Source organism: Corynebacterium sp. NML120713, from assembly GCF_001875735.1.
In the GTDB taxonomy this organism is placed as follows: Bacteria; Actinomycetota; Actinomycetes; order Mycobacteriales; family Mycobacteriaceae; genus Corynebacterium; species Corynebacterium pseudogenitalium.
The window spans coordinates 16875-38024 of the sequence record NZ_MLCR01000010.1 but is presented as its reverse complement, the minus strand read 5'-3'; the positions used below and the strand labels follow the sequence as shown (position 1 = coordinate 38024).

Here is a 21150-nt window from a genome sequence, read left to right as displayed (position 1 = left end):
TGCTGAGCCATTACGTCAGGCGCAGGTCTGTAACACAGGTGGCACCGTCGTCGGTGGTGGAAAACTCCGTGGTACCGGTACGCCCCTGGTAGCTGACCTCAATCAGGCCGGTGACATCATCGGGAAGCCAGAAGCCAATAAACCCGTTGTCGAAGGTGGTTGTCTCCTCGTCCACCAGCACCTCACCGGTCGCCTCATCGGTGATCTTGACCTGGATATCCTCATTGCTGAGTTCCCCCACGCAGGTCGTGAGGCTGTGGTAGAAGCAGTCGTGGGTGGAGTTGACATAGGGTGCGATCGAGACATACGTCTGATTGTCGGGAAGATCGACCACGACTTCCTGGTCACCGCTCGAGAGCAGCAGTTCATCGGGACGCACTGAGGCGATCAGATCCGTGGGGCGCTCAGTGACCTTCTGCCGGTCGAGGTGATCAATGATCTCCACCGCGTCCATGTCAGCCAGGCCATGGGTAGTCAGGAATGTATCTTGGGACACCGTCCCGTCGGCCGTGGGTTCCGGGTCGGCGGTCGAACACCCCGTGAGGGCGAGGGCAAGGGCGGCGGCTGCGATCGCTGCTCGTTTCACGTCAATCTCCTTGGATCGTGGTAACACTGTGAGAAGACACCGCCTCAAGGTCGGTGTCATACCGTTATCTTGCACGGGTGCCTGACGGAGTAGAAATCAAAAACCCTGCTCACAGCCTTATAACAGAGCGAAAAGGGGGTGAATTCAGTGGGCTGGGTCACCACCGGGACACCACCCCACAGCCGTGGGCGATGTCCTTCTACCCGCCCCGGGTATGCGGTGCGGGCAGTGAAATCCCTGGTGACGCCTGCTGAACCGACCAGGGGAGGCGATGCCGCCGGCCCGGGATGGGGCACAGGGGTGTCGGCGATCGAAGAGTGATGTTTGAAGATTTGATGAAGATTCCCCGCCGGGCGCTGCGTGAGGGTGGTATTCCCCCCTGGCCGGCGCGATACTGGGGTCTATGGCTGACCACACACCGACCACCGCCACGCCCCCGGGGCGGGTGCTGGTCGTCGATGATGAACAACCCCTGGCTCAGATGGTGGCCTCCTACCTCATCCGGGCAGGCTTCGATACCCGCCAGGCGCACACCGGCACCCAAGCCGTGGACGAGGCCCGTCGCTTTTCCCCCGATGTTGTGGTGCTGGATCTGGGGCTGCCCGAACTCGACGGCCTGGAGGTATGCCGACGGATCCGCACCTTCTCGGACTGCTACATCCTCATGCTCACCGCGCGTGGCAGCGAGGACGACAAGATCAGCGGTTTGACCCTGGGGGCGGATGACTACATCACCAAACCTTTTAGCATCCGGGAACTGGTGACCCGAGTGCATGCGGTGCTGCGCCGCCCGCGCACCAGCACCACCCCACCGCAGGTGACCACCCCCTTGATCATTGGTGACCTCATCCTTGACCCCGTCGCCCATCAGGTGCGGGTGGGGGAGACGACCGTGGAGCTCACCCGCACGGAGTTCGAGCTGCTGGTTGCCCTGGCCCTGCGCCCCGGCCAGGCGCTGACCCGCCACGACCTGGTCACCGAGGTCTGGGACACCACCTGGGTCGGTGATGAACGCATCGTCGATGTCCACATCGGCAACTTGCGTCGCAAGCTCGGCACCGACACCCGAGGCCGGGGGTTTATCGACACCGTGCGTGGCGTGGGCTACCGGATGGGGCAGCCATGAATCACGGACCCGGCCTGACCTTCCGCTTCCTGGCCGCCCAGGTGTTGGTCGTGGTGATTAGCCTGCTGGTGGCCGCGGCCGTGGCCACGACGGTGGGCCCGCCCCTGTTCCATGATCATATGTTGATGGCCGGCCGGGAGGACCCCTCGCTGGAGCTGTTCCATGCCGAGCAGGCCTACCGGGACGCCAACCTGATCACCCTGGCCGTCGCCCTGCCCACTGCCTTGATCAGCGCCCTACTGGCCAGCCTGTGGTTATCGCGTCGTCTGCGCACCCCCCTGCAGGATCTCACCCGCGCCGCTACCAGCCTGGCGGCCGGTAACTCCCGTACCCGCGTGCCCGCCGGAGAAGCAGGCCCCGAGGTCGCCACCCTGGCGCATGCCTTCAACACCATGGCCGACCGGCTGGAACACACCGAACAGGTCCGCCGCCAGATGCTCTCTGATCTGGCCCACGAAATGGGCACCCCCTTATCGGTGCTCACGGTCTACCTCGATGGTCTCCAGGACGGGGTCGTGGACTGGGATAATGCCAACCACACGATCATGGCTGACCAACTCACCCGCCTGACCCGGTTGATGGAAGACATTGACGATGTCTCCCGGGCCCAGGAACACCGGATCGATTTGGACCTGGCGGAGGAAGAGCTCGGGGATCTGCTCCATACCGCGGCTGCTGCCGCGGGGGAAGCTTATGCTGACAAAGGCGTCGATTTACAGGTCGAGACCATTACGGACGCCGCCCGGGTGCTCGTGGACCGGCAACGCTTCGGCCAGGTGATGAGCAATCTCCTGTCCAACGCGCTACGGCACACCCCGGCCGGCGGGCAGGTCCGGATCAGCGTTCAGCGCCAGGGGGCGTCCACCGCGCTCATCCACGTCGCCGATGACGGCGAGGGCATCCCACCTAGCCAGCTCGGACACATCTTCGAACGCTTCTACCGGGGAGATGCCGCTCGCAGCCGGGACAACGGCGGGTCCGGTATCGGTCTGACCATCTCCAAGGCATTGATCGAGGCCCACGGCGGCACTCTCACCGCCACCTCCCCCGGACCTGGTCGCGGAGCGGTGTTTACCCTCCGCCTCCCGCTGTCCCCTCCCGACAGTGAGGAGGCTGCTCGGTGACCACACCCTGCCCCGCGTGAGGGCAGTGCCCTCCACCCCTTGAAGATATACCCCAGATAGCATCGCCGAATCCCACCGACCAGAAGGAGCTTTCCCATGATCACCTCCCCACCCCGCCTCTTGCCGATGGCCTCCCACGGCTGCAGCTGTTGCGGACCTGCCTCACGTGCCGACACTGCCTCCATCCCTGCCGCCAGCGACTCGTCAGCAGGAGGGTCCTCCTCTAGCTACCAGGTCACCGGTCTGACCTGCGGACACTGCGCGAAAAGCGTGACCCAGGCCCTTCAGGCCCTCCCCCAGGTCGACGACGTCCAGGTCGATCTCGATGCTGGTGGTGTTTCCACCGTCACGGTCACCGGTGTCGCACCTCCGGAGATGGTTCGCCGGGCCATCGAGGAGGCCGGCTACGCCGTCTTATCCTGATCAGTTTTACTCATCATCTCGACCCCGACCGGGTTGAGCGAAAGGAACGTCATGAACACTCCCAACCATTCCGGTGATCACCATGGTGATCACCCTGCTCCGGAAACAGACCACACCTACCACCCGGATCATGCCAGCCACGAACACCACGCAGATGCCGACACCCACGGCCATGCGATGCCCCACGATCACCCGCACTCCGCCCTGGACGAAGACCACCACGTTCATGGTCACGGCGAACACGCCGGACACAGCACCGCAATGTTTCGGGACCGCTTCTGGTGGTCGTTGATTCTGTCCATTCCCGTCGTTATTTTTAGCCCCATGGTCGCCCACCTCCTCGGCTACCACCTCCCGGCATTCCCCGGATCCACCTGGATCCCCCCGGTGCTGGGCACGATCATCTTCGTCTACGGCGGAACGCCTTTCCTTAAGGGCGGATGGAAAGAACTGAAATCCCGCCAACCCGGGATGATGCTCCTGATCGCCATGGCCATCACCGTGGCGTTTGTCGCCTCCTGGGTCACCACTCTGGGGCTGGGTGGTTTTGACCTGGACTTCTGGTGGGAGCTGGCCCTGCTGGTGACCATCATGCTGCTGGGCCACTGGCTGGAGATGCGCGCTCTCGGGGCAGCGTCCTCCGCGCTTGACGCGCTGGCTGCCCTGCTACCGGATGAGGCCGAGAAAGTCATCAACGGGACCACCCACACCGTGGCCATCTCCGAGCTAGTCGTCGACGACGTCGTGCTGGTGAGGGCCGGTGCCCGGGTGCCGGCCGACGGAACCATCATCGACGGAGCCGCCGAATTCGATGAGGCGATGATCACCGGCGAATCCCGTCCCGTCTTCCGCGGCACCGGTGACAAGGTGGTCGCCGGTACCGTGGCCACCGACAACACCGTCCGCATCCGGGTGGAGGCTACCGGCGGGGACACCGCCCTGGCCGGGATCCAGCGCATGGTTGCCGACGCCCAGGAGTCCTCCTCTCGGGCCCAGGCCCTGGCGGATCGGGCGGCGGCGTTGTTGTTCTGGTTCGCGCTGATCTCCGCTCTGATCACCGCGGTGGTGTGGACCATCATCGGCAGCCCGGACGATGCTGTGGTACGCACGGTCACGGTGCTGGTCATCGCCTGCCCGCACGCCTTGGGCCTGGCGATTCCGCTGGTCATTGCGATCTCCAGCGAGCGGGCCGCGAAATCCGGGGTGCTCATCAAGGACCGGATGGCGCTCGAGCGGATGCGCACCATCGACGTGGTGCTCTTCGACAAAACCGGCACCCTGACCGAGGGTGCGCACGCGGTCACCGGTGTCGCGGCAGCTGTCGGCGTCACCGAGGGCGAGCTGCTGGCCCTGGCCGCCGCCGCGGAGGCCGACAGCGAGCACCCCGTGGCCCGCGCCATCGTGGAGGCCGCGGCCGCCCATCCCGAGGCCTCCCGTCGGCAAATCCGGGCAACTGGTTTCAGCGCCGCCTCCGGCCGAGGGGTCCGGGCCACTGTCGATGGCGCTGAGATCCTCGTGGGCGGGCCGAACATGCTGCGCGAGTTCAACCTCACCACCCCGGCCGAGCTCACCGACACTACCAGCGCCTGGACCGAGCGTGGGGCTGGTGTGCTCCATATTGTCCGTGACGGTCAGATCATCGGTGCGGTGGCCGTCGAGGACAAGATCCGCCCTGAATCCCGCGCCGCCGTGAAAGCCCTGCAGGACCGCGGGGTGAAGGTCGCGATGATCACCGGCGACGCCCAGCAAGTGGCCTACGCGGTCGGTCAGGACTTAGGCATTGATGAGGTCTTCGCCGAGGTCCTGCCCCAGGACAAAGACACCAAGGTCACGCAGCTGCAGGACCGGGGTTTGAGCGTGGCCATGGTCGGTGACGGTGTCAATGACGCCCCCGCTCTGACTCGCGCAGACGTCGGTATCGCCATCGGTGCCGGCACGGATGTGGCCATGGAATCTGCCGGGGTGGTCCTAGCCAGTGACGACCCGCGGGCAGTGCTGTCGATGATTGAGCTGTCCCAGGCCAGCTACCGCAAGATGATCCAGAACCTGATCTGGGCCTCTGGCTACAACATCCTCGCCGTGCCGCTGGCCGCCGGAGTGCTCGCCCCGATCGGGTTCGTGCTGTCCCCGGCCGTGGGCGCGATCTTGATGTCTGCCTCGACTATCGTGGTGGCCCTGAACGCTCAGCTGTTGCGCCGTATTGATCTGGAACCGGCTCACCTGGCTCCGACCGAGTCGAAGAAGGAACACACCACGCCTACTCCGGCATCCACCGCCGTCCACTGATCCACCACTTCTCTCCACTGCCCCCATATGGCCCTGAAAGACCCCACCATGAGGGGCACCCCTGTTCTTTCCGCTCTCGCCGTGGCCTCCACCCTGGCGCTAGCCGCCTGCGGTGAGGCCACCGAGTCAGGCAGCACCGATGCCTCCACCTCAGCCACCACCACGGCGACGACTGAGGCGGACCGGGAGATCTCCGCCGATCACGACGACACGGACATCGTGTTTGCCCAGATGTGGTCCCCCATCACCAGCAGGCCGTGGAGATCGGGAGGATTACTACAATCCTATTGCTACACTTTGCGGATTTACCGGGGATGGCAGGTTGAAAACGCAAATTTGTTCACAAATTCGCTAAGCGGGTTTTGCGGCACCGACCAGCGACCTACCAGCGCAACCAGGCGCCGGGTTAGACTGTCTGGCATGATCAAAAAACCGTATGCAATTGCTGCTGACTACGTTGCCATCGCCGCGTTCGCGCTGCTCGCGCGCATCGCGCATCAGACCGAAGAGATGCCGCTGAACTTCTTCGGCTGGCTGGAAACCTTCCTGCCGTTCGCGACTGGGCTGGGGTTGGCGTGGCTAGCCACCCGCAAGGACAAGGGGTGGCTGATCTGGCTCATCACGATCGTGGTGGGCCTGATCATTTGGGGCTTCTACCGCCACAAGCTGCCGCACTACTCGTTCGTCATCGTGGCGAGCAGCATGTCGGCGCTGCTCATGCTGGGGTGGCGCGGGGCAGCGAAACTGATCCTGAAGCGGCGTTAGCTCGACAGCCAACCCATGTTGGCCAGGAAGTCGCCGCCTTGGAGGGCGTAGACCATCCACACGAGGTGGTTGATGATGTCACCGACGATGTCGAGTGCAGAGGAAAGCATGAAATTCTTCTCCTTTGAGTGTTAGAGCGGGCTGATGGTGTGCTTCTTCGGCAGGTCTTGCTCTTGTTTGGTGGCAAGTTGTCGAAGGGCGCGTCGTAACGAGATGCGGGTTTGGGACGGCTCGATCATTGAGTCAATGAACCCGCGCTCGGCGGCGACGTATGGGGAGGTCATGGTTTCGTCGTAGAAGTCCATGAACATCTTCTTCATCGCCTCGCGCTGGACGGGGTCCTCGATGGCGGCGAGCTGCTTGCCCTGGATCATCACGACCGCGGCGGAGGAGCCCATGACGGCGATCTGCGCGGTCGGCCAGGCGAGGTTGATGTCGCCGGTGAGGTTCTTGGAACCCATGACGGCGTAGGCGCCACCGTACGCCTTGCGCACGATGAGGGTGACCTTCGGCACGGTGGCCTCCACGACGGCGAACGCTAGCTTGGCGCCGCGGTGGATGAGGCCCTCGCGCTCCTGGTCGACGCCGGGCAGGTAGCCGGGCGTGTCCACGACGAAGACGAGGGGGATGTTGTATGCGTCGCAGGTGCGGATGAAGCGCGCGCCTTTGTCGGCGGCGTCGGCGTCGATGCACCCGGCCTGGTACATGGGGTTGTTGGCGACAAATCCGACGGTGCGGCCGTCGATGCGCCCGAAGGCGCAAATGAGGTTTTCGGCGTAGCCGGCTTGGATTTCGACGAGGTCTTCGTCGTCGCCGAGCTGCACGAGGAGGTCCATCATGTCGTAGCCGGCGTTGGTGTCGTCGGGCATGAAGGTGTCGAGGGCGGAGTCGTCGAGGTCGTCGTCCTCGGGGGCCCATTGGACGGGGGCTGGGTCGAAGGTGGACGTCGGCAGGTGAGCGAGGAGGTCGCGGACGTAGTCGAAGGCTTCTTCTTCGGAGCTGACGACGGCCTGGATGTTGCCGGATTGTTCCTGGACGCGGGCGCCGCCGAGTTCGGCGGAGGTGATGTCCTCGCCGGTGACTTCGCGGATGACGTTGGGGCCGGTGACGTACATTTCGGACTGGCCGTCGACGGCGACGACGAAGTCGGTGGTCACGGGAGCGTAGACGGCGCCGCCGGCGGATTTGCCCAGCATGATAGAGATCTGCGGGCTGCGGCCGGACAGCGGGAGCTGGCGGCGGGCGATCTCGGAGTACATGGCCAGGGACGTCACGGCGTCTTGGATGCGGGCACCGCCCGAGTCCTGGATGCCGATGACGGGGCAGCCGATCTTGATCGCGAACTCCATGACCTCGACGACCTTGCGGCCGAAGGTGACGCCGACGGAACCGCCGTAGACGGTTTTGTCGTGGGCGTAGACGGCGACGGGGCGGCCGTCGACACGTCCGTAGCCGGTGACGACGCCGTCGGAGTAGACGGCTTTCTCGTCGCCGGGTGTGCGGGCCAGGGCACCGATCTCGACGAAGGAGCCTTCGTCGAGCAGCGCGGCGATGCGCTGGCGCGGGGTGGTGTTCCCGGCGTCGTCGCGGCGCTTCCGCGAGCGCTCTGAACCGGGGTCCTGCGCTTTTTCTAGACGTGCACGCAGGTCAGCGAGCTTTTCTGCGCTAGTTGCCATTATCAATCCATTCGTTCATGTACTTGCCCACGATGCCAACTGCGGGCTCGTCAACTACTGCCAAATGGTCGCCCGGCAGATGGACGATCGTCAAATCCTTCACGATAGCGCCCCAGCCACCGTCCTCGTCAATGTGGGCGTAGGCCGGCTCCAGGGTAATGGCGCCGTCGTGCATGCGCTCGGCGCGGAACAGCAGCACCGGCACCTGCACGTCTGCCCAGCGGGCGAAGTCGAGGCGGTTGAGGATCTGGTTATCGACGAAGGACGCGCGCTGGTGCTCCAGCACACCGGCGGCGAGACCGTGCTCGGAGGCGTCGGTGGTGGCCAGGAACTCGGCCAGCATGTTGAGCACCGCGTCCTCCCCTGCCGTCTCCAGCAGGTCGAAGGGCACCGGGAAGTCCAGCCCGTAGGTGTCCTTGGCAAACTTGGCGTAGCGCTCCCAACGCGCCTTGGTCTCCTCCGGGGTGTCGGGGGCTGGCTCGGACGGCTGGGTGGTGTCCAGCAGCGCGATGTACGCGATGCGGTCGTTGCCCAGCTGGTGCGCCACTTCGTAGGCGAGTGCGCCACCGAAGGACCAGCCCGCGAGCACGACCTTGCCCTCGGGCGCGATGCGGTTGATGTCTTCCACGTAGGCCGCGGCGCGCTCTTCGAGGGTGCCCTCGAGGCGCTCGACGCCGTACACCGCGACGTCGTCTGCTAATCGACGAGCCAACGGCTGGTACACCGCACTGGACCCACCGGCCGGGTGGAACACGAACACTGGCGGCTTGGTGGTGTGCTCTGGCTGCTGCAGCACCCGGATGTTGCCTTCGACCTCGGTTTCGAGGCCCTCGCGCACGATGTCGGCGAGCGGCTCGAGCGTTTCCGCGTCCTTGACCTGCTCCGCGGTCACGGTGATGCCGGAACGCTCGCTGAGGTGGTTGGCGATGGCTTCGGCCTGCGCGTCGTCGATGGCGGGCAGCTCGGAGGTCACGCCTGCCGCAGCGGTGCCGGTGAACTTGGCCCACGCGCCGAAGACCATGCGCTCGGAGGCGTCGCGGGGTGCGACGCCGACCCCCTGGGTGCCCTCCGCCTTCTCGGCGGGCCCATCAGCATCATCGACCGGCTCAGAAGCAGCCTCAGCGGCCTCCGACTGCACCCCGGCGACCGCGTCCTCGACGATGCGGATGACGTCGGCGACGGAGGCGTCGCGAAGCGTTTGTACTGGCAGTGGCGGGATCTGGAAGTCGTTTTCCACGCGGTTCTTGATGCGCATGCCCATCAGCGAGTCCAGGCCGAGGTCGATGAGCGGTAGCTCGTCGGGGAGGTCCTCGGCGTCGTAGCCCATGGACTCGGACACGATGGAGCGCAGGCGCTGCGCGACGGACTCGCCGGAGTTCGGGTCCCAGCGGATGGCGTCGACGTCCGCGAGCTCGTCGGCGACGGGCGCGGCGTCACCAGCAACCTCAGCCGCCGGGGCCGGAGCAGCTGCGGTTGAGTCCTCCTCAACAGCGCCGCCAAGGTTGAGTGCGGTAGCGAAGCCCTCCGCCAGCAGGGTGTCCTCGTGGAAGACCTTCACGCTCACCCCGCCGAGCGAGGTCGCCGCGATCGTGGTCACGTCACCCTCTGCAGGCAGTACGTCGTGGTCCTCGTAGGCCACCACCCGGGAGCCGGGCAGGACTTCGGCGGCGACGGCGTCGATAATCTGGTGCGGGCTAAACAGCGTGTCCGCGGCCGTCGAGTAGGCGACCTGGCCCTCCGGCAGGCGCACCTTCGCGCCGAGCAGCGAGGTGTGCGCGGAGGCGGGGCGCGCGTCGGTCCAGAACTCGGAGCGCTTGAACTGGGTTAGTGGGGCGTCGATACGCGGGCCGCGGCCGTAGAACGCGGTGAAATCGACGGCGGTGCCGGTGACGTAGAGCTTCGCGGCGAGGTCCAAAATGGACTCCACCTCGTCGACCTTGCGCTTGCAAGTGAACAGCAGCTGCGCGTCCGGCTTGCCCGAGGCGAACGCGGTGTTCATCAGGCCCATGATCGCCACCGGGTTCGGCGCGACCTCCACGAGCGTGGTGTAGCCCTCGGCAAACGCGGTCTCGGTGGCCTGCTGGATGTAGACCGGCTGGCGCGTCATGCGCAGGAAGTATTCGTCGGTGTGCACAACCTGTCCCGGCTGGTACACCACACGCTCGTCGACGCTGCTCAGCAGCGGGATCCGCAGCGGGTGGGCCTCAATGCCGGCGATCTGGGCCGCGAGGTCGCCCAGGATCGGGTCGAGCGCACTGGTGTGCCCGGCGCCGCGCACGCGCATCAGTCGCGCGAACTTGCCTTCCTCTTCCAGCTTTTCGACGAGCCCCTTCACGGCACCAACGGGACCGCCGACGGTGAGCATGCCGGGCCCGGCGAACACGGCCGCTTCAACACCCGTGCCCTCCAATTGATCAGCACTCAATTCGACGACGGCCATGGCGCCCTCAGCGTCGGTGTCGGCGGTGAGCGCTTCGCCCTCGCCCATCAGGCGAGCACGGTGGCACGCGATCACCATCGCGTCCTTCGCGCTGATGCCGCCGGAGGCGTAACCCGCGGCGATCTCGCCCATGGACATGCCCATCACGGCCGCCGGGCGGATGCCGGCGGCGTCAAGCATGTCGGTCAGCGCGATCTGGAAGGCGGTCACCGCGACCTGGCCGGTCTCGGTGTCGTAGGTCAGCCCGTCGTCCTCAATGATTTCGATGATGGACCAGCCGGCCTCGAACTGGACAATGGAGTCCAGCTCACGCATCCGTTGCGCGAACAGCGGCGAGGAGGCCATGAGCTGCTTCGCCATCTTGCGGTGCTGGGAGCCGAAGCCGGAGTACACAAACACCGGGCCGAGTGCGTTCGGCGCATCCGCCACGGCGATGCCGGGGCCGATCTTGCCCTCGGCAACCTGGCGCAGCCGCTTCACGGCTTCTTCGGTCGTGGCGGCGGTGACCACTGCGGCGGAACGGCCGTGGTTACGCAGCGCCAACGAACGCGCAAGAGGAATAAGGTCTGCGTCCGGGCGACCCTCCAGGGCGTCGGCCAGCTCGGCTGCCGCGGACTTGCGCCGCGAGGTCAGCAGGCCGCTGACAGGCAGGGCGGCCGTCGATACGTCGGTGAGCGCCTCGGGGCGCTGCGGTGCTGCCTCGTAGTCGGCGGGGTCGAACTCCTTGACCACGACGTGCGCGTTCGTGCCGCCGAAGCCGAAGCCGGAGACACCCGCCACGCGCCGGCCGGAGTACTGCGGCCACTCGCGTGGGTCCTCAACGACCTCGAGGTTGTTAGCGTCGAAGTCTACGTAGCGGTTCGGGCCGGCGAAGTTCGCCATGGCCGGGATCGTGTCATGCTGCAGGGCTTGGACGACCTTGATCAGCGCGGCCACGCCCGCGGCAGACTCCGAGTGCCCGATATTGGACTTCGCGGAACCGAGCAGCAGCGGTTGGCCGGCTTCGCGTCCGGCGCCGCAGACCTGGCCCAGCGCGGTCGCCTCGATCGGGTCGCCGAGGATCGTGCCGGTGCCGTGCGCCTCCACGAGGTCGACGGTGCGCGGGTCCACGCCCGCGTCGGCGTACGCCTGCTGCAGCACGTCCACCTGGGCCTCCGGGTTCGGGGCGGTCAGACCGTTGGAGTGGCCGTCCGAGTTGGTGGCGCTGCCCTTGATCACGGCGAGGATGTCGTCGCCGTCGGCGATGGCGTCCTCCACACGCTTGAGCACGATGAACCCGGCCGCTTCCGAGCGGACGATGCCATCCGCGTCATCGGAGAATGCGTGGATCTTCCCGGAGGGCGAAATCACGCCCAGCTCCGAGAACATCAGGGAAGCAAACGGGTTGGCCAGGATGTTCACGCCACCGGCGAGGGCGACGTCGGCTTCGCCCTCGCGAAGCGCGCGCACCGCGTGGTGCACCGACACCAACGAGGAGGAGCAGGCTGTGTCCACGTTCATGGACGGCCCGCGGAAGTCGAAGGCGTAGGAGATCCGGTTCGGGATCACCGCGCTCGACGCGCCGGTCAGCGCGTACGGGTGCGCCTGCGCCGGGTCTGCACCCATGAGCATGCCGTAGTCGTTATTCGAGGAACCGACGAACACGCCCACGCGCTGCCCGCGTAGCGAGTCGGCGGGGATGTGGGCGTCCTCAAGCGCCTCCCAGGCGACCTCCAGCATGATGCGCTGCTGCGGATCGATGTTCTTCGCCTCCAGCGGCGACAGGCCGAAGAACTCGTTGTCGAAGGCGGCGATGTCGTCGAGGTAGCCGCCGTCGGTGGCCTCCTCGCGCATCTTGGTGCGCAGGAACGGATCCGAGTTGTACTCGGACCAGCGGCCCTCCGGCAGCGGGCCTGTGGTGACCTCACCTGCGACGAGCAGCTCCCAGTATTCGTCCACGTTGTTCGCGCCCGGGAACCGCCCGGCCGTGCCGACGATGGCGATGTCGTGCCCCTTCGCCTCCACGTCGCGGCCAGCGGCAACGACCTGCGGCGCCGCCGGGGCGTCCGCCGTCAGCGCGTGAGCCAAGGCAGCGACCGTCGGGTACTGGTAGGCCACGGTGGGGTCGATGCGTCGACCCAGCAGCTTCTCCAGTTCCCCGGAGAGAACCACTGCGTCACGGGACGAAAGTCCGTAGGACTCAAACGGGGTGGTCGCGTCAACGCTTTCCACACCGGTCGTCTCCGCAACCCACTGTTGCAGCCACTGGATCAATGCATTCTCACTCATAGCATCCAACCCTATCGGTCGTGCCTTTCTTTTCGTTATCAGCCTTGGTAGTTCTTCGCGTTGACCTGGCGCGCAATCTTGCCCGAGGAGGAACGCGCGATCTCATTGGGCGCGTAGAAGCGGATGTCGGACGGCGCCAGTCCGTGCTTCGCGGTCACGGCGGAGCGGATCGCGGCGATGGCGTCGTCGTCGCCATCCGGGGTGGCGGTGTCCGCACGCTCTACCAGCAGCACCAGCTTTTCGACGTCCTCCCCCGGCACCGCAAACGCAGCCACCGAGTCCTTGCGCACGTGCTCGCTGGCCTCCATGACGGTGGCCTCGATGTCCTGCGGGTAGTGGTTGCGGCCGGCGACCACGATGAGGTCCTTGACGCGGCCGGTGATGTAGAGGTGGCCGTCGAGAAGCGTGCCGAGGTCCCCTGTTGCCAGCCAGCCGTCCTTCGGCAACCCTTCTTGGCGGGTGGCGCCGATGGTGTTGCCGAAGGTGTCGGCGGTGTCGCGCTCGCGGTCCTGGTAGCCGAGGGCGATGTTCGGGCCGTGGGCCCACAGTTCGCCGATGGTGCCCGGCGCGACCTCGTCGTGGGTCTGCGGGTCGACGACGGCGAAGTGCATCCAGGACACCGGCTGGCCGTTGGAGGCCATCACAACGCCGTCATCTGTCTCTATCGCAAGGCCCTCGGTGAGCTTGTCGCGGTCGAGGGTGACGAACTTGGGGCGGTCCGGGGTCTGCGGGGTGGACACCAGCAGGGTCGCCTCCGCTAGCCCGTAGGAGGGGCGCATCGCTTTGCGGTCCAGGTTGAAGCCCTCGTAGGCCGCAATGAAGCTGTCGACGCTCGGCTTCGTCACCGGCTCAGAACCGATGACGAGGGCGTCGAGGACGGACAGGTCCAGGTCCTGCGGCGCGTGCCCGACGGCACGAGCGCACAGCTCGAGCGCGAAGTTGGGCGCCGCGGTGAAGACGTGGATGTCCTCCGGGTCGCTCTCGCAGCGGCCGAGGCGTTCCACCCAGCGCATCGACTGTTGGATGAAGTCACGCGGGGTGAATAGTTCGAACTCGCTGCCGAGGATGATCAGCATCATCGAGATGATGATGCCCATGTCGTGGTGCAGTGGCAGCCAGCACGGCACGCGCATCGGCTGTTCCAGCTTTGCGGCCGTGTAGATCTGGATGACGTTGGACACGATGGACTCGTTGGTGAGCATCACCCCGGCCGGGTTGCGGGTAGAGCCGGAGGTGTACTGCAGGAAGGAGACATGGTCCGACGTATCGACGGCCCCCTCCGCTTGCCCTGCCACCCAGCTGGCAGCGAGCGTGTCCGGCAGTGCGTCGACCGCGATGATGCGTGGGCGTTCCCTGCCCGGCAGCTCCGCGAAGAAGGCACGTACGGCTGGCGCGCCCTGCTTGTTGGTGAGCACTACGTTGGCCTCGGCGTCGGCGAGGACGGCGCGCAGGTGGCCTTCGTGGCCTGGCTCGGTCGGGTCGTAGAGCGGCACCGGGATCTGCCCGGCGTACATGGCACCCATGAAGCCGAAGATGTACTCGGGGCAGTTGCCGGCCAGGATGGCCACGCGGTCCCCCGGCGCACCGATCTGCTGCAGGCGAGCTGCCACCGACTTGATGCGTGTGTTCACCTCCGCGCGCGTGAATGTGCGCGGCGCCCCGTCAGGGTCCGCGGAGTAGTCCCACGAGCGGATGTTGACAGTGTCTGTCGCACCGGCTTGCGCCGCCGCCCCGTAGAGCATCTCGGTCAGGGTCGGGATGGTGAAGTTCGGCGGGAGTTTGATCTGGCCGGTTTCGTCGATAAACCGCTGAATCAGTGCTTGGAGATCCATGGGCACTCCTTGTTGTCAGGTCCTAGAAAGTAGTTAGTTTCTAGTAAGAATCAATTACGGACATCGACCAATCTACAGCCCATTGCGGCGTAGTGGTACCCGGAATCACATCCGGGTTCGAGGCATACATCGCGTGATTGCCATTGGCCAGCAACAATGCAGCCGCGCGGTCCACGGCATTTCCGATATTCTGCGGCGCGTCACAGATGGAATCATTCGGCGCACAAATCTCGTACGCGCGATCAGCCACCTGACCGAAGCCACCCGGCCGCGCACCGGTCATCGTCGCGCCCGGCGTCGCCGCGCTCACCACCATCTGCAGCGGGCGCAGCGCAATCTCAGCGCCAACACCGGCCAGCTCGACGCCCGGGTTCACGCCGACGCCATTCTCGCGGCGCCCGTCCGCAATCATCAGCGAACCCAGCAGGCGCTCCGGCGGCAACGCGTGCGTACCCGCGCCAATCTGGTTCGTAATATCGCCCGCAATCACCGCGCCCTGGGAGAAACCAGCCACAATGAACTTCGTCTTCGAGCACTGCTCCGCCACAAACGCGATCTCGCCGTTCGCACGCGCCGTACCCTCAGCGCGAGACTCGTCGTAGCTCATCTCGTTGCGGCCCTGTGGCGTCTGAATGTTCCGGAACTGCGCCGTGTACGGCACCGTGAACACGCGCACCTGATCAATCGGGTAGCGCTCCTGCAGCGGCTTCGTAATCGACAGCATGAAGCTGTTCGGGTTCGCCTGCGGGGCGAAGGGGTCGTCGTCAATTGATGACTCCCACGTGCCCGGAATCGAGACAAACTCCACCGACGGGCACCAATCCGGCTCCTGACGAGCCTCCGTCGAAGTACCCGGCTCACCGGGCTCAACAACACGCGGCCCGTCCTGGCTCTTCAACCACTGGAAGACCCCCAACCCAATCGCCGCCAACACTACAATAACCGCAGCTACAACGCCTGCTCTGCGCATACTACTCCCTTACTTGCACAGCTTGGACTGCGCGGTTTCACCAATCAGCGCCGCCACACTATTCGCATCCAGATCGGTGCGGCGCTGTTCAACCAACTGCCCCGCGACCGCATCGCGCGTCACGGAGTCACCATTGCACACCGTCGCGCCCGTCGCCGTCAGCTGATCCTCGACGCCCTTCACGTTCACGCCGCTTTGCTGCAGCTGGTCAAGGAACGCCTGCTCCTTCGGGCTAAACGTCGGCGCCTGCTCCGGAATCGAGGTCACCTCGCGCGCCGGCTGATCCGCCGGGCCCGCATGTTTCGACGCCGGCGCCGCGCTCCCCGATGGCGTCGCCTTCGTAGTGCCCGACGCCGACGAGCTTGCCGTCGGCGGGGCCTGCGTCGCCGTCACGTCATCGCTGTTCACCGTCGTGCCGCCGCAGGCCGCCAGGCCCAACGCGAGGCAGAGGCTTGCGCTCGTCAGCAGTCGCTTCATCGCCGCTCCCTACTTCCTGTTACTTCCGCTCGCGGACAACACCGTTGACTTGCTCCAGCGTTCCGTGCTGGAAGTCAATCACCAGGCCACCGGCAGGGATCTCGCGCATATCCGAGGTTGGCCAGCCCATCGCGCCTTGCTCGTAGCCGCGCTTGCCCCACTCCTCGAAGATGCCGCCGTAGAGCACCACGTGCGCGCCGGTCTCCGGCGACCAGTAAATGTTGCCCTTCTCGAACTGCTGGAAGAATCCTCCGCGGATCGCGATCTCGTTGCTCTTCGGGTAGCCCAGCGCGCTCGTCGCCGTACCCAGCTCGCCGTACTTCTCGGCGATCGCGCCGTGGACAATGTTGTGGCTCTTGTCCGGGTTACGGGTCAGGAACCCGCCCTGGAACTTCTGCACGTAGCCGTTACCCACCTGGTTCGCCTCAGCAACCGGGTACTTCAGGTCGCCCGTCTCGTAGCCGTTCTCTCCCCAGGCCTTGAACATGTCACCAGGGATAGCGTAGGCGCCGGTCTGCGGCGTCCAGTAAATCGAGCCGTTCTCGAAGTGGACGAAGCGGCCGACGCCGTCCGGCGTCGGGGTCTCACCCGTGGTCGGGAAGCCAAGCCAGCTCTGCGCCCCACCCAGACCACTGTACTTCGCCAAAATCGCGCCGAACAGCGGGTACGCACCCGTCTTCGGGGACCAGAACGCAGTACCACCACGGAAGTCCTCAGCCTTACCCTTACCGCCAGCGACGTCGTACTCGTTGTTCACACAGCTACCGATCACGCCCGACTTCGTTGCCTCAGCAATCGCGCCCACCGGGTTACAGTCCGAACCGCGGTCCGCCTCCGCCATCGCCAACGCATTCGCGATGTACGGCCACGCCTGCGTCATCTCAAACTGCCAGTACTCCCACGAGTGCACGCCCGACGGACGGAACTTCACAACCGGCTTCACCGGCGTCCGCGACGCGTAATCGACGAAGGTCTGCGTCGACAAGCGCGAAATCACCTCGAGCCCGACACCCGCCGGGTTCGCCGCTCCCTTCGCCACCGACTCCGGGTTACCAAAATCATCGCGACCCGAACCCGAGGACACGTACACCGTCATGTCCTTCAGCGCCTCAATGCCAAGCTTCGGATCGTGGTCAATCCAGTCCTGCGACCCAGCCGGGCCCCACATCGCCTCCGAGTCGTAGCCACCCGCATCCATCTGCGCGGCCTTAATCGCCGTCGGCATACCAGTGGTCGTCGTATCCAAATAGCCAGAGAACGAACCGACGAACTTGAACAAGTGCGGGTTGCGCTCCGCCAAGTTCACCGCGGCAGTACCACCCATCGAGATACCCACCACAGCGCGACTACCGTTCGAGCGGAACTCGTTATTCAGCACCGGGACGAGCTCCTTCGTCAGGAAGGTCTCCCACTTGTAGTTCTTCCCATTGTTCGGGCGCTGCCAATCCGAGTAGAACGACGACTCGCCACCAACCGGCAGAATCACATTGACATTCTTGTCCGCGTAGAACTGCTCAATATTCGTTTCGATGGTCCAGCCGTTCTCATCATCACGAGCACGCAGACCATCCAGCGCCCACACCTCCGGGAACTTCGCCTGCGGATTCGAGTGCCAATCACGCGCCAGCAGGATCTGCACCTGCATCAGCTGCTCCGGCATCGCCGCCGAACGAATAAACACAGCCACGCGGCGGTTCGTCAACCACTCAATGCGGTCCACGCTCACACCCGCAGGCAGGCCTGGAATTTGCGGGTTTTTATCAACCTCAATCGGCGTCCGCTTCGGCGGATCCGACGGCCGAATATTGTCCGACAGCCCACCACGGTTACTCGACAGCGGCAGCGCCGACTGCGCCACAGCCGACGTCGACACCACCGGAACTAACGACGCCACCATCGGCACCGCCGCCGCAACAATCGCAGCCTTCTTCATCCGATTCATAGGGGAATGGGTCTCACGCATGAATTTCCTGCCTCAACTCTTCTTCTGGGCTTCTGCCACTTATAGGTTTTAGGTATGCACAACCAGCGCCGCGTGCTCTTCGGCAAACTCCGAGGGTTCCCCTCCCCCGGAATCAACCAGCGACGGCGCCAACAAATCACCCTAAAGGTTAAGTATGCCTTGAGAGTTTAGCCACCAGACACGCCGGTGCGCCACCAAGATTTTTGCTCGTGGGGAACTCCGCACCAAATTCCCCCGGCGAGAGTCGGCGACCTGGGAGTTTGCAGATTGGCCGTACTGAGCGTCGAGCCACGCGACCTGGGCGAAACGCAAAACCCGCCCACCAAATCAAGGAATTTGGTGCGCGGGTGCCAAGCGTTGAAGGGCCAAGAACTACCAGGCGTTCATCACGTCCAGGATGCGAGGCTTCGTAGCCTCCAGCTGCTGACCGAACTGCTCCCAGTTGTGTAGGCCGACGGGCGTGAACACTGCGGTGTGCTTGACACCGGTGACGGTTGCCTTGGTGCTCCACAAGCGGGTGGTGAAGTTCGCCACCATCTCGAGCGCGATGCCGGAGGCCTTGTGCTGTGGCAGGTAGCGGTCGTCGCGAGCGGATGGTGTACCGCTTCCGGCGGAGACGTAAACGTCGCGGCCGCGGAGGTTGCCCATGTTCAGGAATGGGTCGTTCTCGTAGCGGCGGGGATCAAAGATAGAGCCCCACATGGCGTTGAGGTTGTAGAGGCCGCCGTCGAGCAGTGCGAGGCGCAGCGCGGTCTGGGCGCCGGGGATGGTGGTGGTGAGGTAGCCGGAGTACGACAGCACCTGACGGAACTGCTGCGGGTGCAGCGCTGCGAGGTTGATCGCGGCGGTGCCGCCCATGGACAGGCCGAGGATGGAGTTGTTCGTCGGGGAGACGCCAAAATGCTGTTGCAGGTATGGGGGCAGTTCCTTGGACAGGAAGGTGTCCCACTTGTAGGTGACGGGGCTGTTGAAGTTGTAGGTGGCTGGCGCGTTCCAGTCGGTGTAGAAGGAGGACTGGCCGCCGACCGGCATCACGAGGGTGATGTTGTGGTTGACGAAGGTACGTGCTGCGTTCACGTCTTGAACCCAGGCGTTGGTTTGTTCGGTGGCGCGAAGGCCGTCGAGCATGTAGAGGCCGGCGTTGCCGCCGCGCTGAGCGGGCTGGATTTGGACGGTGATGTGGCGGTTCATCGCTGGCGACCACACGGTGCAGCGTTGTACCCAGTAGCCGACGCGGTCCCATTCGCAGGTCCCGGTGGAGTCGGGGCGCAGCCAGTCGCGGTTCGCGGCTTGTGCTTGGGGTGCGGCGACGATCATTGAAAGTGCGGTCAGGAGCGCTACCACAAGGCCCAATAGTCCGTGGCGGTTTTTCATACAGCGTTACCCTTTCTCAGCAGTTTGTTACCAAACTACACGGGCACCACTGTGGATGCCCAAATCCTCGCCTCGGCTGAGTCGTGCCTGTTCGTCCTCTGAGAGGTAGCTGAGGTGGGCGGAGGGGTCGTCGGAAAGCTGGAGGGTTCGGCCCTTGCCCAGCGAGTATTTGATGTTCTTCCAGAAGCGTTCGCGGCTCATTGGTTCGCGGGAGGTGGCGAGCAGCTCGGCAATTTCGGGGCTACGGAGTGCGGCGCGGGCTTGGCGCGCTACGTCTTTGTCGATCCACTCGGGGAGCTTTGTGATGTCGACGGCCGTGTCCGCGGCTTGCCATTCGGCGGCGAGCTGTTTGTCGTGTCCGACACGCCCTTCGGGGTCGCGTGGCATACGGGCCGCGAGCGGTGTTGCGAGGCCGACGGTGTCGAGGACGCGAACGTCGAGAGGCGCGTTCATGCTGGTCATACCGAGGTTGATAAGGTAGAGCGTCATCGGGTATGCCTGCAGGTCACTGTCAGCCTCGGGGACGCGCGGGCGCGGGTACCAGGAGTAGAGTTCCGGGTCACGGCTGATGAGGCCAGGCGCGATCTGCGCGGCACCAGCGTCGCGGGCTTCGATGACAACGTCTGCGTAGTTCGTCATCAGCTTCGAGGTCAGGAAGTCTTCGGCGTAGCGTGGCGGGTGCTGGTGGTCACGGTTGACGGCCATGGTCCAGAATTCGCGCTCGTCGACGATGCCGAGTTCTTTCGCGGACCGGCTGTGAATGTCCTCGTCGAGCGGGTGCGCGCGCACCACAATTATCGACGCCCACACCACCAGCACCAGCGCAACGACCGCGTTGAGGCGCGTCAGTGGCGCAGCCATCACCGGCAGCAGCAGCGCGAAGAGTGGCAGCAGCCACATGCGTCCGTGCATGAAGTCGCCGCCGACGCGCAGCACGTACAGGATGTGGATCAGCGCGCACCCCACGACGAGCGCGACGATGGCGGCGCGGCGCCCGGTGACGAGGAGGCGTCGTAAAGAGATGAGGAGCACCGCGATGACGAGCAGGAGCGGTAGGTAGAGCGCGTAGGGCCCGATGAAGTCCCAGGCGTACTTGGCGCCTTGGGCCCACTCGCTGCCGGAGGCGGACTTGGCCACCGCCGTGTGCGGGGTGAGCAGCCCGTAGTAGCCCATGCGGAAGATCTGGTACGCGGCGGGCGCGGGCAGCGCGGCCGCCAGGATGCCGAGCGTCTTGCGTGGCGAGTACACCAGCAGGACCAGGCCGGTCAGGCCGCCGTAGAGCGCGAGTTCCGGGCGGACCAGCCAGGACAGCCCGCACCAGAAGGCCAGCCAGTAGCCGACCACGGGGGCGGCGCGTCGTGCGGTGCCGCCCGCCCACTGGACGAGCAGCGCCCACCACGCCGCCAGCCACAGCAGGGACAGGCCCCACTCGAGGCCGGAGGTGGCGAAGTCGCGAGCCGGTGGCAGGGCGAAGTACACCAGGATGCCCAGCGGAATCACCGTCGCGGTACGCCAGAACCTGCCCGAAGCGTACGTGGCCAGCACCGCCGCGACGACCGTGCACAGCAGCGCGAGCCACATCGCGATGGTTTCCAGACGGGCGTCGCTGACCATCGCGAACGCGGTGATCAAGTACTGCCACAGGGTGGAGGTGTTGGCCTCCACACGCTCGCCTACGTTGAAGACTGGGCCGTTGCCGGCCAGCAGGTTACGCACGGTGCGCAGGACGATGAGGCCGTCGTCAGACATCCAACGCCGGGTCCACCCGCCCCAAAACGCGAACACGCCCGCAATGGCGCACGACAGTAGCAGCGACACCCGGGCGTTATTCTTCATTGCG

Annotated in this window: 14 protein-coding genes; 5 read left to right on the top strand and 9 right to left on the bottom strand. The window is 65.3% G+C overall.

Annotation, left to right across the window (positions count from 1 at the left end; all coding sequences use genetic code 11):
• Window positions 1–10: 10 nt before the first annotated feature.
• Complete coding sequence (locus BJP06_RS04765; protein ID WP_071573011.1) at window positions 11–586, bottom strand: CueP family metal-binding protein; 576 nt, start codon at window positions 584–586, stop codon at window positions 11–13.
• Window positions 587–989: 403 nt separating this feature from the next.
• On the opposite strand from BJP06_RS04765, the gene BJP06_RS04760 reads away from it, so the two are divergent.
• The 5 genes from BJP06_RS04760 to BJP06_RS04740 all read left to right on the top strand — a co-directional run bounded on the left by BJP06_RS04760 (window position 990) and on the right by BJP06_RS04740 (window position 6310).
• A complete protein-coding gene (locus tag BJP06_RS04760) occupies window positions 990–1712 on the top strand; it encodes a response regulator transcription factor (protein ID WP_071573010.1) in 723 nt (240 codons plus the stop codon).
• On the top strand, window positions 1709–2836 hold the full coding sequence (locus BJP06_RS04755) for a cell wall metabolism sensor histidine kinase WalK (protein ID WP_071573009.1): 1128 nt from the start codon (window positions 1709–1711) through the stop codon (window positions 2834–2836). The genes BJP06_RS04760 and BJP06_RS04755 overlap by 4 nt, the downstream gene beginning before the upstream one ends.
• A gap of 96 nt (window positions 2837–2932) precedes the next feature.
• The gene (locus BJP06_RS04750; protein ID WP_071573008.1) at window positions 2933–3259 is read left to right on the top strand and encodes a heavy-metal-associated domain-containing protein; all 327 of its coding nucleotides are present in this window, start codon (window positions 2933–2935) and stop codon (window positions 3257–3259) included.
• A gap of 51 nt (window positions 3260–3310) precedes the next feature.
• The gene (locus tag BJP06_RS04745; RefSeq protein ID WP_071573007.1) at window positions 3311–5545 is read left to right on the top strand and encodes a copper-translocating P-type ATPase; all 2235 of its coding nucleotides are present in this window, start codon (window positions 3311–3313) and stop codon (window positions 5543–5545) included.
• A 420-nt stretch (window positions 5546–5965) separates the two neighbouring features.
• Window positions 5966–6310, top strand: coding sequence for a DUF3054 domain-containing protein (locus tag BJP06_RS04740; protein ID WP_071565725.1), 345 nt, complete (start codon window positions 5966–5968; stop codon window positions 6308–6310).
• A 131-nt stretch (window positions 6311–6441) separates the two neighbouring features.
• Here BJP06_RS04740 and BJP06_RS04735 read toward each other — a convergent pair whose 3' ends face one another.
• The 8 genes from BJP06_RS04735 to BJP06_RS04700 form a co-directional block, all read right to left on the bottom strand.
• A complete protein-coding gene (locus tag BJP06_RS04735; RefSeq protein WP_071573006.1) occupies window positions 6442–7986 on the bottom strand; it encodes an acyl-CoA carboxylase subunit beta in 1545 nt (514 codons plus the stop codon).
• Window positions 7976–12694 (bottom strand): polyketide synthase Pks13, encoded by a 4719-nt coding sequence (gene pks13, locus BJP06_RS04730; RefSeq protein WP_071573005.1) that lies wholly within the window; start codon window positions 12692–12694, stop codon window positions 7976–7978. Before pks13 ends, BJP06_RS04735 begins: the two co-directional genes overlap by 11 nt.
• Before the next feature lie 38 nt (window positions 12695–12732).
• Window positions 12733–14526 carry a FadD32-like long-chain-fatty-acid--AMP ligase gene (locus BJP06_RS04725; RefSeq protein WP_071573004.1) on the bottom strand — a complete coding sequence of 598 codons (1794 nt, stop codon included), beginning with the start codon at window positions 14524–14526 and terminating at the stop codon, window positions 12733–12735.
• A gap of 40 nt (window positions 14527–14566) precedes the next feature.
• The gene (locus BJP06_RS04720; RefSeq protein WP_071573003.1) at window positions 14567–15496 is read right to left on the bottom strand and encodes a cutinase family protein; all 930 of its coding nucleotides are present in this window, start codon (window positions 15494–15496) and stop codon (window positions 14567–14569) included.
• Window positions 15497–15505: 9 nt separating this feature from the next.
• A complete protein-coding gene (locus tag BJP06_RS04715; RefSeq protein WP_071573002.1) occupies window positions 15506–15973 on the bottom strand; it encodes a DUF732 domain-containing protein in 468 nt (155 codons plus the stop codon).
• A 19-nt stretch (window positions 15974–15992) separates the two neighbouring features.
• Window positions 15993–17936, bottom strand: coding sequence for an alpha/beta hydrolase-fold protein (locus BJP06_RS04710; RefSeq protein WP_071573001.1), 1944 nt, complete (start codon window positions 17934–17936; stop codon window positions 15993–15995).
• 372 nt (window positions 17937–18308) lie between these two features.
• Window positions 18309–19310, bottom strand: coding sequence for an alpha/beta hydrolase family protein (locus tag BJP06_RS04705; RefSeq protein ID WP_071573000.1), 1002 nt, complete (start codon window positions 19308–19310; stop codon window positions 18309–18311).
• Between the two features lie 27 nt (window positions 19311–19337).
• Window positions 19338–21146 carry a hypothetical protein gene (locus BJP06_RS04700; RefSeq protein WP_071572999.1) on the bottom strand — a complete coding sequence of 603 codons (1809 nt, stop codon included), beginning with the start codon at window positions 21144–21146 and terminating at the stop codon, window positions 19338–19340.
• Window positions 21147–21150: the final 4 nt, after the last annotated feature.

What these genes read in the sequence shown, in the direction of transcription:
- BJP06_RS04725 (WP_071573004.1), bottom strand. Translation starts at nt 14,526, where the DNA reads ATGGATCTCCAAGCACTGATTCAGCGGTTTATCGACGAAACCGGCCAG.
- BJP06_RS04705 (WP_071573000.1), bottom strand. Translation starts at nt 19,310, where the DNA reads ATGAAAAACCGCCACGGACTATTGGGCCTTGTGGTAGCGCTCCTGACC.
- BJP06_RS04735 (WP_071573006.1), bottom strand. Translation starts at nt 7,986, where the DNA reads ATGGCAACTAGCGCAGAAAAGCTCGCTGACCTGCGTGCACGTCTAGAA.
- BJP06_RS04760 (WP_071573010.1), top strand. Translation starts at nt 990, where the DNA reads ATGGCTGACCACACACCGACCACCGCCACGCCCCCGGGGCGGGTGCTG.
- BJP06_RS04745 (WP_071573007.1), top strand. Translation starts at nt 3,311, where the DNA reads ATGAACACTCCCAACCATTCCGGTGATCACCATGGTGATCACCCTGCT.
- BJP06_RS04710 (WP_071573001.1), bottom strand. Translation starts at nt 17,936, where the DNA reads ATGCGTGAGACCCATTCCCCTATGAATCGGATGAAGAAGGCTGCGATT.
- BJP06_RS04700 (WP_071572999.1), bottom strand. Translation starts at nt 21,146, where the DNA reads ATGAAGAATAACGCCCGGGTGTCGCTGCTACTGTCGTGCGCCATTGCG.
- pks13 (WP_071573005.1), bottom strand. Translation starts at nt 12,694, where the DNA reads ATGAGTGAGAATGCATTGATCCAGTGGCTGCAACAGTGGGTTGCGGAG.
- BJP06_RS04755 (WP_071573009.1), top strand. Translation starts at nt 1,709, where the DNA reads ATGAATCACGGACCCGGCCTGACCTTCCGCTTCCTGGCCGCCCAGGTG.
- BJP06_RS04720 (WP_071573003.1), bottom strand. Translation starts at nt 15,496, where the DNA reads ATGCGCAGAGCAGGCGTTGTAGCTGCGGTTATTGTAGTGTTGGCGGCG.
- BJP06_RS04715 (WP_071573002.1), bottom strand. Translation starts at nt 15,973, where the DNA reads ATGAAGCGACTGCTGACGAGCGCAAGCCTCTGCCTCGCGTTGGGCCTG.
- BJP06_RS04740 (WP_071565725.1), top strand. Translation starts at nt 5,966, where the DNA reads ATGATCAAAAAACCGTATGCAATTGCTGCTGACTACGTTGCCATCGCC.
- BJP06_RS04750 (WP_071573008.1), top strand. Translation starts at nt 2,933, where the DNA reads ATGATCACCTCCCCACCCCGCCTCTTGCCGATGGCCTCCCACGGCTGC.